Here is a 12,902-nt window from a genome sequence, read left to right on the forward strand (position 1 = left end):
GGGCGATCGCGGCGGCGCGGGGCAGGTCGATCGCGCCGTCGTCGAGGGCGGCGAGGGTGGCGGGCAGGTGGGTGCCGATCTGGTGCGCGTCGGCCAGGTCCGCGGCCGCCTGCTTGCCGGGCACCGCGAGGACGGGGGCGAGTTCCTGCGCGGCGTGCCGGCTGATCCCGTCCGGTGCGCCGGCATCGGTGCCGGTGGCGGGCCGGAGCACGGCCATCCGGTGGAGGGCGCGGGTGCGGCGGGACTGGGTCCAGGCCTCGTGCTTGCGCACCGCCTTGAGGTATTCGAGCACCGACCAGTCATCCAGGCTGCCGGGGTCGGTGCCGGCGAGCAACCCGGCCAGCTCCGCCGGTTCCAGCTCCCGCCAATCCTCCTCCCACAACTCCCGCGCCGTCGGCGTTTCACTCCCAGCAACATCTTCCTGGCCGGTGGCATTGGCTCCAGCATCAAGTGAAGGCGTCTCCTTTGAGCTGGTGGTGGCGTCGGAGGCGGCAAGCCCGTCAGTGGCGCCATCACTGTGACCGGAAACGCCGGCGGACGACTGCCGGGAGGGCGGTGCACCGGTACCAGGGGCGGCCGGCGTTGCGGAGTCCGGGGACGAGACGTCACTGGCGCCGGAGATGTCCTCCGGCTCCTGTGCCTCGTCCAACGGTTCCGTTGCCATACTTCAACGCTACGCAGCGCAAGTTCGGGGTAGAACGGGTGTTCGGTGAATGTGCATAAACGTCTGCGGCCACGTTCCTGTGGAGGACAAACGACGGTAGGGATGACAAGCCGCGTCCCCTTTGGTGGACAAGCTGATGCGGTGGAGGACGGGTCAGCCTCTGTGTAGGACAAGACCCGCCTGTGTAGGTCGAGTCCTACAGCGAGTCGTCGCGTGTTCTGGCTGGCAACCCCAGCAAGGGGTCCGCCTGGCAGCCTCAAAATGTGTTCTGGCTGGCGACTTCAACAAGCGGGCTGCACACAGCAGAACCCGGCTGCCCGGCCGCCACAGGGGCGGCCAAAGCAACCGGGCTTTGGACCTGGCGGAGAACATGCAGCCTAGAGGGCCGCCTCGCCACGTTCGCCGGTGCGCACCCGCACGGCTTCTTGGACATCGACGAGCCAGACCTTGCCGTCGCCGGCGTGGCCGGTATTGGCCGTGGCAACGAGGACATCAACGATGTCGTCTGCCTGTTCGTCGGAGACCAGGACTTCGATGCGGATCTTGGGCAGCAGGTCCACGGTGTATTCCGCGCCGCGGTAAACCTCAGTGTGGCCGCGCTGCCGGCCGTATCCGCTTGCCTGGCTGATGGTCAGTCCCTGGACGCCATAGCTTTCCAAGCTGTTGCGGATGGCGTCGAGCTTTTGCGGTCGAATGATCGCGGTGACCAGTTTCATGCGTTGACCTCTTCCTTGATGGCGGATCCGATGCCCGCGTTATGGGCGCTGCGGTCGGTCGCCGGGTGCGGGATGAACGTGCCGCCGGTCCCCAGACCGCCGAACTCGTAGGCGGATTCCGCGTGCTGGGTGAGGTCCACGCCGGTGACCTCTTGCTCTTCGGTCACCCGGAAGCCGATGGTCTTGTGGATCGCCAGGCCGATCAAAACGGTGAGCGCCGCGCAGAACACCACGGACACCGCCGCCGCCACGGTCTGTGCCCACAACTGGGCGACGCCGCCGCCGTAGAAGAGGCCGCCGCCCACACCCTCGACCGGCAAGGCAATGAAGCCCAGCGCCAGGGTGCCGACCAGGCCCGCCACCAGGTGGACTCCCACCACATCCAGCGAGTCGTCGTAGCCGAACCGGTACTTCAGCCCGACCGCCAGCGCGGCCAGCACGCCCGCCACCAGGCCCAGCCCGATGGCGCCCAGCGGGGAAACATTGGCGCAGGCGGGAGTGATGGCCACCAAACCTGCAACCACGCCGGATGCTGCGCCCAGGGAAGTGGGGCGGCCGTCGCGGACTCGTTCGATCAGCAGCCAGCCCAGCATCGCGGCGGCCGGAGCGGCCATCGTGTTGATCCAGATCAGGCCGGCTTCCTCGGTCGTTGCAGCCGCACCGCCGTTGAAGCCGAACCAGCCAAACCACAGCAAAGCAGCACCAAGCATCACCAGCGGGATGTTGTGCGGGCGCTGGGCCGGGTCCTTGCCGAAGCCCTTGCGCTTGCCCAGGACCAGGGCAAGGATCAGGCCGGCCATGCCCGCGTTGATGTGCACCACGGTGCCGCCGGCGAAGTCGATCGCCTCTCCGGCCCAGGCTCCAATGGCGCCGTCAGCGCCCAGCAGTCCCCCGCCCCAGACCATGAAGGCCAGCGGGCAGTAAACCAGCGTGACCCAGATCGGTACGAAGACTACCCACGCGCCGAACTTTGCCCGGTCGGCGATGGCCCCGGAGATAAGCGCCACAGTGATAATCGCGAACGTCGCGCCATAACCTGCACGAATCAGGTCTTCGGAGTTGAGCACCGACTCGAGGCCGAAGGCAGCGAACGGATTGCCGAAGAGCTGGGCCACTCCCTCGCCACTGCTCATGGAGTAACCCCACAGCACCCAGACCACAGCCACCAGCGCGATGGCGGAAAAACTCATCATCATCATGTTCAGGGCAGACTTGGCCCGCGTCATGCCGCCATAGAAGAACGCCAGTCCCGGCGTCATGAGCAGCACCAGGGCTGCCGAAATCATTACCCAGACGTGACCTGCTGACAGATCCATCTTCACGTCCTCTCGTCCTTCGGCAGGTAGCTTCCCGCCGCTGGCTCCAGCCTGCCGACGGCGTGTTTCGGCAAGCCGGAAGCTTCATTACTGCCGCGTTACAAGAGACCCGCCCAGGTAAAACCGGCTTGTCGGGCGTGTTTCGGCAGTGTTACGGGGCAGGCAGCGCCCGACGGCGGTGCCCAGTTCCAGCGGCGGCCTGAAGTTAGGGCGCGGCGCCAGCAGCGCCCGACGGCGGTGCCCACCCTCCCGCGCGGGCGTTTGCCCATGTATCCCAGCAACTCCACAAGGACACCGATCACGCCGGGCTAGGCTTAATGACATGCCAGTTTCCCGCCACACGGAGCGCCGTATTCGCCTGCCCGGCCTGCAACGTCAGGACAAGGAGGCGCAGATTCCGCTGCCGCGGGACATCAAGGTCCTGGTTGCGGCGGCTTTCGTGATCGCGCTCGGGTACGGTTTGGTGGCGCCGGTGCTGCCGCAGTTCGCCGCAAGTTTCGACGTCGGTGTGGCGGCTTCCAGCGTGATCGTGAGTGTGTTTGCGCTGGCCCGGTTGGTGTTCGCGCCGGCCGGTGGCGCGCTGGTGGGCCGCTGGGGCGAACGCCGGGTCTACCTCACCGGGCTGCTGATTGTGGCCGCTTCAACCGGCGCGTGCGCGATGGCGCAGGACTACTGGCAGCTGTTGATTTTCCGCGGCCTGGGCGGCTTGGGCTCCACCATGTTCACCGTTTCGGCCATGGCGCTGATCCTGCGGCTGGCCCCGCCGAACGGACGCGGCCGGGTCTCCAGTCTCTACGCGGGCACCTTCCTGATGGGCGGCATCCTGGGACCGGTGGTCGGCGGCCTGCTGGCCGGATTCGGGCTCCGGATGCCCTTCGTGGTCTATGCGCTGGCCCTGCTGGTGGCGGCCGCCGTCGTCGCCGCCTTGCTAAAAAAGCCTGCGCCCAAGACCGCCGACGACGCGCCGGTGCCGGAGGCGATGGACCTGCGCGAGGCGCTGTCGGATCCGGGCTACCGCGCCGCCGTCGTCTCCGCATTCGCCAATGGCTGGGCCACCTTCGGGGTGCGAATGGCGCTGATTCCGCTCTTTGCCGCCGCCGTGCTGGGGGCGGGCGCCGCGACCGCCGGCCTGGCGTTGGCCGTCTTCGCGGTCGGCAACGCGCTGGCGCTGACCTTTTCCGGCCGGCTGGCGGACACCGCCGGCCGCCGCCCCCTAGTAGTCGCCGGACTCACCATTGCCGGACTTGCCATCGCAGCCATCGGCTTCACCGATTCCGTGCCGGTCTTCGTGGCGGCCTCGGTTGTTGCCGGCTTCGGATCCGGGCTGCTGGGCCCGGCACAACAGGCCGCCGTCGGGGACGTCATCGGCAGTGACCGCAGCGGCGGCAAGGTGCTGGCCGTCTTCCAAATGGGCACCGACGCAGGCGCCATCGTCGGCCCGGTCCTTGCCGGCATGCTGGCCGACCGGCTCAACTACGCCTGGGCCTTCGGCGCCACCGGTGCGGTCATGCTAGCCGCCGCGCTGCTCTGGCTGGTGTTCGGCCGCGAAACGCTGACGAAGCCGGTCAAGGAACCCGCGGCGGACTGACCCGTGGAACCGGCGGCGGACTAACCCGCGTAAACTGCGGACTGGCCCGCGCAGCACCGTAGCCAAGGACCATGTCCGCCGCTATTCTCTGAGCCATGACGGTTGGGGGACGTATTTTCGCGGTGCTGGCCGTGCCGTTCTGGGCCGTGCTGCCCGGCTTCGGGCTGATCGATTTGTCCACCATGTTCGTGGAGGATTCCTACTTCGCCGAGGTTCAGGCGATGCAGACCAGCTGGGGCGTCCTCATCACGTTCGCGGTGGCCTTGCCGTTCGGTTGGGCGGCGTTGCGGCCGCAAGACATCCGGCCGGTCCTCGCCCTGCTCTGGCTGACGACGGCGGCGCTCCTCTTGGCAGCCTTGTTCGGCTTGAGCTTCGGGCCGGTGGTGATGGCGGCGGTGCTCGGCATCATGTCCGTGGGCCTGTGGTGGAGCGCCCGGCGCGCCGGCCCGCGGTTCGACGGCCGGCGTGCCGGCACCCGGTGGGAGAGGCCCCGGCTATCAGTGGACTGGCCGTTGCTGGTGCTAGCCGTGCTGGCGCTGCCGTTCTGGGCGGCCTATGCCTGGTACGCCCTCGCTGTCTCCCGCGCCACCGGATCTGCGCCGGAGCACTGGACCATGGGCATCGACCACTGGCCGGTCCAAGGCGCCCTCGGCCTGACGCTGGCAGCGGCGAGTACGCTGCATGCCCTCTGGCCCGAGGCACGTCAACTGCTGCGCACCGTGTTGAGCTTCAGCTATGTTTCGCTCGGCATCAGTTGGCTGCTCGGTCCGGAGACCGACGGCAGCGTCGACGTCCAGTGGCTGGCGATCGCCGCGTTGGTCTGGGGTTTGCTGGTGGCCCTGCGCGCTCCGGACCTGCCGTCCGAACCCGGCGCGCAGTCGATGAAGCGTCGGCCCGATCTGCGCTCCACCGCGGCTTAAACGCTCCCACGGCTTAAACAGGAATCCCTCCTGCCGGATGTCCGGTAGGAGGGATCGCCGTCGTGCAGCGTGCTGTGACTCTAAAAGTGCGGTGCCCTTGGTGGCGCCGCGGCTTATCAGTTCAGCAGCGCGTCCACGAAGTCTTCGGTTTCGAACGGAGCCAGGTCGTCGGCGCCTTCGCCCAGGCCCACCAGCTTCACCGGCACGCCCAGGCTGCGCTGGATCGCGACGACGATGCCGCCCTTGGCGGTGCCGTCAAGCTTGGTCAGCACGATGCCGGTGATGTTCACGACCTCGGCGAAGACCTTGGCCTGGTTCAGCCCGTTCTGGCCGGTGGTGGCGTCCAGCACCAGCAAGACTTCATCGACCGTGGCCTGCTTCTCGATCACGCGCTTGACCTTGCCGAGCTCGTCCATCAGGCCCACCTTGTTCTGCAGGCGGCCGGCGGTGTCCACCATGACCACGTCGACTTCCTGCTCGATGCCGGCCTTGACCGCTTCAAAGGCGACCGAGGCTGGGTCCGCACCATCGACGTCGGACTTCACCGTGGGAACGCCCACGCGCGAGCCCCAGGTGGCCAACTGTTCGGCCGCGGCCGCGCGGAAGGTGTCCGCGGCGCCCAGGATCACGTCCTTGTCCTCGGCCACCAGCACGCGGGCCAGCTTGCCTACCGTGGTGGTCTTGCCGACGCCGTTGACGCCCACCACCATCATCACGGCGGGGCGGTCGGCGTGGCGCATCACGGCCAGTGACCGGTCCATCGACGGATCCACCAGCTTGACCAGCTCCTCGCGCAGCATGGCCTTGACCTGCTCCGGATTCCGGCTGCCCTCCACCTTCACCCGCTCCTTGAGCGCATCCACCAGCTCCAGCGTCGGCTCCGTGCCGAGGTCGGCCAGCAGCAGGGTTTCTTCGATTTCGTCCCAGACGTCGTCGTCGATCTTGTCGCTCGCGAGCAGGGCCAGCAGCCCCTTGCCCAGCGCGTTGTTGGACTTGACCAGCCGGGCGCGCAACCGGGCCAGACGGCCCTGGACCGGCGCCGGCGTCTCCACCGGAATGGTCTCCAGCGCTGCGGCATCCTCGGGGATTTCGACGCCGGCCGGCAGCGGTTCTTCTTCGGTCGGCACGCCGATCGGTGGTGCCGTGGCTGTCGGTTGGGGCGCTTCCAGTGTGTCGGTACCGCCCCCGGCCGGCGGTGTCGCCGGGTCATTGGCGTCCCGGGTGGTGGTGTAGGTGCCCGGCGGAGTCTTGCGCCCGCGCAGCAACAGCGTTGCCACCAGGCCGATCACGGCGATGGCGATGACTACGTAAAGAATGATCAGGGTTGCGTCCACGGGGTCTAGCCTACCGGCCGCCGCCACGCGCCGTGCAGCTGCGCCGGAGGCCCGATTGCGCTCGGCGGTACACTGCGGGCATGCCCACCAACGGCGGCGAGGAACGCGGCCCGACGACCGCGCCGGCCGGTCCGAAGTCTGCAGCGTCCGGTCCGAAGTCCGCAGCGTCCGCTCCCCAGTCCGCGCCGTCCAATCACGAGCGCGGCGCATCGCCTCTGCCGCCGGGCGCGGAGCCTGACCTTAAAGGCCCGGCCGCCGACATGCTGCTGCACGCGGTCCGCGGACATTTTCGCCAGCTCACCGAACTGGCTGAACCCGCACGGCGCAACGCCCCGGATGCTGTGCACCAGATGCGCACCGCGACCCGCCGGATGCGCTCCGTTTTGCAGGCCTACCGCAAACTCCTGGATCCGCCGCCGGACCGGTTGCAGGCCGAGCTGAAGTGGCTCGCCGGCGAGCTGGCTTTCGCCAGGGATGCCGAGGTGCAGACCGAACGCCTGGGGCGGCTGCTGGCTGTTGCCTTAAAGGACCAGCCCCACAGCGAGGCCCAGGGCCGCCTGCTGCCGGGCGCTCCCGGCACTGCTCCGGCCGCCCGCCGCCTGAGCACCGAGCTAGTGGAATGGCTGGACGCTGGACACCGGCAAGTGGTGCTGGCCCTCACCGGCGAGCGCTACCGGCGGCTGGTGGCCGACATCGAGACCTGGCTGGACCACCCGCAGCTGACACCACTCGCCGCAGAACCCGCCCGCCAGGCGGTGCCCCGGCTGGTGGGCCGGCAATTCAAGCGTTTGCGAGCAGCAGCCAACTCCGCCCTCGCCGCCCCGGAAGGCACGGAAGTGGCCGAAGAAGCGCTGCATGAGGCTCGGAAACGGGCCAAACGGCTGCGCTACGCCGCCGAAGCGGCCGCCGTGCTCTCCCCCGTCGACGCCGCTGCCTTGGCCCAGGCGGCGCACGAGATCCAAAGTGTGTTGGGTGAACACCAGGACGCCGTGGTGGCCCGGCAACTGCTGCGCCGGGTGGCGGCCAAGGCGGCCTACGACGGAGTAGATACCTTCCTTTACGGCCGACTTGATGCCCTCGAACAGGCCGCGGCCCAGGAGGCAGTGGCACGCTTCCGCACGCTCTGGCCACATTTTCCCTCGGCCAAACCGAAGAGCTGGGGCAAACCGTGGAAGCCGGCCTGACGGGCAAGCCGATCTGACGGCAGGGGCGGATGCGGGCGGCGGCAGCTACCGCCTGCGGCACAGGGATCCCTGCACCAAGCGCTCCACATCAGGCGTCCCGGGGAAGACCGACGTACCGGCGGGCGGCGCGGCGACTGTACGATCAACGCATGAAGCCGTTCCTGCTGCTGGCCACGCGTGCCGACGACACCGCTGCCGATGAGGAATATGCGGCGTTCGTCCGGTTCGCCGGTCTGGAACCGGACCAACTGCGCCGGATTCGGTTGGAAGCCGCGCCGATGCCGGCCCTCGATCTGGACGACTACAGCGGCATCATCCTGGGCGGCAGCCCGTTCACATCGAGCGACGACGACGCGACCAAGTCGCCCGTCCAGCTGCGGGTGGAAGCCGAGCTGGAGCAGCTGCTGGACACCGTCGTCGCCCGCGATTTTCCGTTCCTCGGAGCCTGCTACGGGGTGGGCACGCTGGGCCGGCACGGCGGTGGAGTGGTGGACCGGCAATACGGCGAGCCGATCGGCGCAGCCCAGATTGTGCTGACCGACGACGGCGCCGCCGATCCCCTGCTCTCCGGCCTGCCGCGGGAATTCGAAGCGTTCGTGGGCCACAAGGAAGCCTGTTCGGTGTTGCCCGCAGGGGCCGTCCACCTGGCCGCATCCGAGCATTGCCCGTATCAAATGTTCCGGCTCCAGGACAACCTCTATGCCACCCAGTTCCACGCAGAACTGGATACCGAAGGCCTGCTGACCCGGATCTGGATTTACCGCGACGCCGGCTACTTTCCGCCGGGTGAAGCGGAGACCGTGATGAAGCAGGTGCGCAGCAAGACGGTGTCGGTCCCGCAGCGAATACTGCGCAACTTCGTCGCCCGGTACGCCACCACCTGATGCCGCCACCTGATTTCCCTCATCTACCACCATTACACCGAAGCGAGGAATTGACGTGAGTTTGAAAGAGCAGCTGCAGGCCGACGTCGTCGTCCATATGAAGGCCGGGAACAAGACCGCGCTGACCACCGTCCGCAACGTGCTGGGCGAGATCGCCACCAAGGAAAAGTCGGGCAAGACCCCGGTGGAGCTCGACGATGCACAGACCACCGCCCTGCTGCAGAAGGAAGCCGCCAAGCGCCGCGATACTGCGCGTATCTACACCGAGGCCGGCGAAGCGGAGCGGGCCGCTGCGGAGAGCGCGGAAGCGGAAATCATCGAGGCCTATCTGCCCAAGCCGTTAAGCGAAGCCGAGGTGGCGGAGATCGTGGACGGCACCATCGCCGGTCTCAGGGCCGACGGCGTGGAACTGTCCATGCGGCAGATGGGAGCGGTGATGAAGCCGGTCACCGAGAAGGTTGCCGGCCGCTACGACGGCAAGGCGGTCAGCGAGATGGTCCGCGCGCGGCTGGCCCAGCAGTAACCGCCGGCAAGGGTAAAGCGCCGCCCTTGCCCTTCAGGCGGGAGGCGCGGCGATGAGGCGGGAGGCGCGGCGATCAGGCGGGATGGCCGGCGTCGAGATCCTTGACGTCGCTGAAGGACAAAAGGTCGGTGATGTCGCCCCCGCGCGTCTGCAGCGGGGACAGCAGGAAACCGGTGTGATCGCCCATATCGACCTTTTTCACCACGCGCCCGACCATGACCCGCGCTGCCTCCGCCAACAGCGGAACGTCCTCCGGGCCCGGCTCCCAGTCGCAGCGGGTGAACTTGTCCACCTCGTCACCGGTGGTTTCGCCGAAGAGTTCTGCGAGCGCCCGCTGGCTGCGCGCCAGCACATGCACCGCAAGCACGTCGGCTTCCAGCGCCACGGGATGAGTGTGGTTCTGCTTCGAGATGCAGACCAGGAACAGTGCAGGCTTCAGGCTGCACTGCGTGGCGAAGCCGATGAGGCAGCCGGAACGCTCGCCGCCGCCCACCGCGGTGATCACGTACATGGGATAGTCGAAGCCCTTCGCGAAGTCGCTCATGGGCTGCTCTGATTGTGCCTGTTTCTGCGCCATGTCCCCATCATGCCGTAAATCACCGAGGCCCTGCCGACCCTCTCGGCGGCGGCGCGGCCACTGGCGGATCGAGGTGAGGACCCGGACGGTGTCGACCTCCACGCCGACGGATTTTGTGGTGAACGCGCAGCTGGATGCGTACGAGCTGGACGAGGACAACGGCAATCCCCCCGCGTCTACTTGCAGAACTGGCAGCGCAGCAGCCCCCGGCAGCTGGCCTGACCCGCCGCTTTAGCTGATCAGGATCTGCGTCGAGGACTCCTTGAGCTTCGCGTTGGCCCAGTGCATCTGGCGCACCGTCTGTGGGTGGCACTTCTGCGCCACCGCCAGCAGATCAGGGTGCTTGATGCCCTGGGCCGCCTGGGCCAGCATCTCCCAGTCGGCGGAGACCCCGGAGGCTTTCAGGTAGACCTCCCGCAGGTCGCGCAGCAACAGCAAGGCGACATCGCCGCGGCGTCCCAGCAGCTCGCTGCCCTTCTCCCGCATCCGTTCGGCCCAGGCGCCCTCGTCCTTGGGTTCCGGGTCCAGGTCCAGCCCGTACTGCCGGCCGATGTCGGCGATCTCCCGTACGTGCTGCTGGGACCAGCGGGCCAGGTCGCGGCCGAGGTGGTAGACCTCATGGTCCACTTTGTGCCGTTCGGAGACCTGCAGGAGCTCATGCGCCAGATCGTTTTCGGACCGGTGCAGCTCTTCCAGTACCAGACCGATCCTCATGACAGTCCTCCCGCTGGCGTTGTTTGCAGCTGTTCGTCGACGCCGGCGCTGGGGCCTCCGGCAGTCTGCCGGCCGATCGGCCGGACCGGGGCGGAGGCGGTGGTGGTCGGCGCCGGCGCAGGCCCCTCACCGGCACCGATTTTCTCCAGCCGGGCAGCGGCGGTCTTGTAAATGGGCTGTTTGGACGCGGCATCCCAGTCGGTGATGGTCAGTTCGTTGGCCGCCCGCCCGGCGCCGTCGGGCTCATGGCCGCCGTCCGTGTCCCAATAGCCATAGTGGAAGGGCAGGAAGAGCACCCCGGCCCTGATGCCGCTGATCCGCACCTGGGCCTGCACGGAGCCCCGCGGCGTCGTCACCTCGGCGCGGTCTCCTTCGGCGATGCCGTAGGCTGCCGCGTCCGCCGGCGACAGTTCCACCCAGACCTCGGGGGCCGCCGCCTGCAGTTGCGGTGCCCGGCCGGTCTTGGTGCGGGTATGGAAGTGGTAGAGCGTCCGTCCGGTAATCAGCTGCAGCGGGAAGTCCGGACTGGGCAGCTCGTGCGGCGGCAGATAGTCGGCGGCTTTGAGCAGCGCCTTGCCGTCCGGGTTCAGCGCCTTGTACTCGTCCGGCTCCAGCGGGGCGCCGGTGAGCAGGTCCCGGCCGTAGCTTTCGCAGTAGTCCGGCGCGCTCCAAAACTTGCCGTCGGCATAGATCCGCTCGGTGCCGTCCGGGTTCTCCTCGTTACACGGCCACTGGATGCCCGAAGCGCCGCGCAGCTTCTGGTAGGTCAGGCCGGTGTAGTCGCACGGCCGGCCACGGGTACACTCCTTCCACGCTTCGAAGGCCGATTCCGCGTCGTGCCATTTCACCAGCGGCCCGCCGTCCTTGTCGCGCAGATCCAGCCGACGCGCGTAGTCCAGGAAGATGTCCAGGTCCGCTTTGGCCTCCCCCGGCGGATCCACTGCCTTCTCCGACAGGTGGACGGTCCGGTCAACGTTGGTGAAGGTGCCCGTCTTCTCGCCCCACGTCGCCGCCGGGAGCACCACGTCGGCCAACTGCGCGGTTTCGGAGAGGAAAATGTCCTGCACCACCAGGAACAACCGTTCCTGTTCCAGGATCGAGCGGATGCGCCGCAGTTCCGGCAGCGAGACGGCCGGATTGGTGCCGCTGACCCAGAGCATCCGGATGGAACCGTCCTCCACGTACCGCATCATCTGCATCACGTGCGTGGGCGGCGACATGTGCGGGATCGCCATCGGCTCCACGTTCCACACCCGGGCCAGGTCCTTGACGTGGGCGTCATTGGACCAGTTGCGGAAGGCCGGGAAGTCGCCGTCGGCGCCGCATTCACGGGTGTTCTGCGCGGTGGGCTGCCCGTTCATCTGCAGGATGCCGCAGCCGGGCTTGCCCAGCATCCCGCGGAGGATGTTGATGTTGTTGACTTGTACGGCCGCGGCGGTGGCCTGGTTGGACTGGTAGAAACCTTGGAGCACCGTGGAGAACAGCCGTCCGGCCCGGCCGATGATCCGGGCGGCCTCTCGGATCTTTTCCACCGGCACGTCGCAGATGTCCGCGGCCAGCTCCGGCGGGTAGTCCTTGACCCGCTGTTCCAGCTCGTCGTAGCCCACCGCATGGGCCTTGACGTACTCGTGGTCCACCCAATCGTTGGCGATGATCTCATGCAGCAGGCCGTTCATCAGCGCCACGTTGGTGCCCGGCCGCGGCGCCAGATGGACGGTCGCGGCCTGCGCCACCGGCGTGGAGCGCGGATCGACGCAGACGATTTTGGGTGGATTGGGCCCGGCCAGCCGGTCCAGCACCCGGGACCAGAGCACCTCCTGGGTCTCCGCCATGTTGTGCCCGTAGAGGGCGATGACGTCCGCATAGTCAATGTCCGTGTAGGAACCGGGCTGGCCGTCGCAGCCAAACGACGCCTTCAGGGCCGCCGCGGCCGTTGCCGTACACAGGCGGGTGTTGCCGTCCACATGGCTGGTGCCCAGCCCGCCGTGGGCCACCAAGCCCAGCGTGTAGTATTCCTCGGCAAACAGCTGGCCCGTGGTGTAGAAGCCGATTGCGCTGGCGCCCTGTTCGTCCAGCAGCTCCTTGGTCCGGCCCACCACCCGGTCCATCGCCGTGTCCCAGTCGGTTTTGACCAGCTTGCCGTTTTCCCGGATGAGCGGTTTGGTCAACCGGTCCGGTGACGAGTTTGCCTGCCAGCCGTAGAGGTCCTTGGGCCCCAGCCGCCCGTGATTGACCCGGTCCGTGGCCCGTCCGCGCACGCCGGCGATCCGGCCATCCTTGACTGCAATGTCCAGCGCGTCTCCGTTCGAGTGCAGGATGGAAGCGGTCTGCACCCACCGGTCCACGTCCTCGGGCTGCAGCCCGTGCTGCAGGTACATGTCCACCCGCACCGGCCAGTCCTGCCCCGCAGCATACGGGGTCCGTGTCCCCCATGGTTCGGCGATTCGGTCTATCCGGCTCATGATGCCTCCGATGCTCCGGG

The 12,902-nt window shown here is 67.9% G+C and carries 11 protein-coding genes and 1 pseudogene; 5 read left to right on the top strand and 7 right to left on the bottom strand.

Translation table 11 applies throughout. The annotated features are described in order from the left end of the window. From AC5RWX_RS14390 to AC5RWX_RS14400, 3 genes and pseudogenes are all read right to left on the bottom strand, one after another. Positions 1–664 (bottom strand): annotated as a pseudogene (locus AC5RWX_RS14390) (hypothetical protein); the annotation flags it as partial. A gap of 377 nt (positions 665–1,041) precedes the next feature. Then, entirely contained in the window at positions 1,042–1,380 is a 339-nt protein-coding gene (locus AC5RWX_RS14395; protein WP_414961419.1) for a P-II family nitrogen regulator, read from the bottom strand. Then, positions 1,377–2,696, bottom strand: a complete 1,320-nt coding sequence (locus tag AC5RWX_RS14400; RefSeq protein WP_493956902.1) for an ammonium transporter — start codon at positions 2,694–2,696, stop codon at positions 1,377–1,379. Before AC5RWX_RS14400 ends, AC5RWX_RS14395 begins: the two co-directional genes overlap by 4 nt. A 322-nt stretch (positions 2,697–3,018) precedes the next feature. Here AC5RWX_RS14400 and AC5RWX_RS14405 point away from each other — a divergent pair, with 322 nt between their 5' ends. Continuing rightward, entirely contained in the window at positions 3,019–4,284 is a 1,266-nt protein-coding gene (locus AC5RWX_RS14405) for an MFS transporter (protein ID WP_493943350.1), read from the top strand. Positions 4,285–4,379: 95 nt separating this feature from the next. After that, positions 4,380–5,204, top strand: coding sequence for a hypothetical protein (locus AC5RWX_RS14410; protein ID WP_493943351.1), 825 nt, complete (start codon positions 4,380–4,382; stop codon positions 5,202–5,204). A gap of 116 nt (positions 5,205–5,320) precedes the next feature. Here the strand turns inward: AC5RWX_RS14410 and ftsY are convergent, their stop codons facing one another. Beyond that, positions 5,321–6,538: a signal recognition particle-docking protein FtsY gene (gene ftsY / locus AC5RWX_RS14415; protein WP_493941249.1), complete on the bottom strand. Its 1,218-nt coding sequence runs from the start codon at positions 6,536–6,538 to the stop codon at positions 5,321–5,323. An 80-nt stretch (positions 6,539–6,618) separates the two neighbouring features. Between ftsY and AC5RWX_RS14420 the strand changes: the two genes are divergently transcribed. The 3 genes from AC5RWX_RS14420 to AC5RWX_RS14430 all read left to right on the top strand — a co-directional run bounded on the left by AC5RWX_RS14420 (position 6,619) and on the right by AC5RWX_RS14430 (position 9,129). Next, complete coding sequence (locus AC5RWX_RS14420) at positions 6,619–7,722, top strand: CHAD domain-containing protein (RefSeq protein WP_493943352.1); 1,104 nt, start codon at positions 6,619–6,621, stop codon at positions 7,720–7,722. Between the two features lie 149 nt (positions 7,723–7,871). Beyond that, entirely contained in the window at positions 7,872–8,606 is a 735-nt protein-coding gene (locus AC5RWX_RS14425; RefSeq protein ID WP_493943353.1) for a glutamine amidotransferase, read from the top strand. A 55-nt stretch (positions 8,607–8,661) separates the two neighbouring features. After that, positions 8,662–9,129, top strand: a complete 468-nt coding sequence (locus AC5RWX_RS14430; protein ID WP_493943354.1) for a GatB/YqeY domain-containing protein — start codon at positions 8,662–8,664, stop codon at positions 9,127–9,129. A 73-nt stretch (positions 9,130–9,202) separates the two neighbouring features. Here AC5RWX_RS14430 and AC5RWX_RS14435 read toward each other — a convergent pair whose 3' ends face one another. The 3 genes from AC5RWX_RS14435 to AC5RWX_RS14445 all read right to left on the bottom strand — a co-directional run bounded on the left by AC5RWX_RS14435 (position 9,203) and on the right by AC5RWX_RS14445 (position 12,882). Next, positions 9,203–9,808, bottom strand: coding sequence for a flavin reductase family protein (locus tag AC5RWX_RS14435; RefSeq protein WP_493943355.1), 606 nt, complete (start codon positions 9,806–9,808; stop codon positions 9,203–9,205). A gap of 129 nt (positions 9,809–9,937) precedes the next feature. Beyond that, entirely contained in the window at positions 9,938–10,420 is a 483-nt protein-coding gene (locus AC5RWX_RS14440; RefSeq protein WP_493941243.1) for a hypothetical protein, read from the bottom strand. After that, positions 10,417–12,882, bottom strand: coding sequence for a molybdopterin oxidoreductase family protein (locus AC5RWX_RS14445; protein WP_493943356.1), 2,466 nt, complete (start codon positions 12,880–12,882; stop codon positions 10,417–10,419). Before AC5RWX_RS14445 ends, AC5RWX_RS14440 begins: the two co-directional genes overlap by 4 nt. Between the last annotated feature and the right edge of the window lie 20 nt (positions 12,883–12,902).

Source organism: Arthrobacter sp. SPT-J7 (assembly GCF_059089965.1).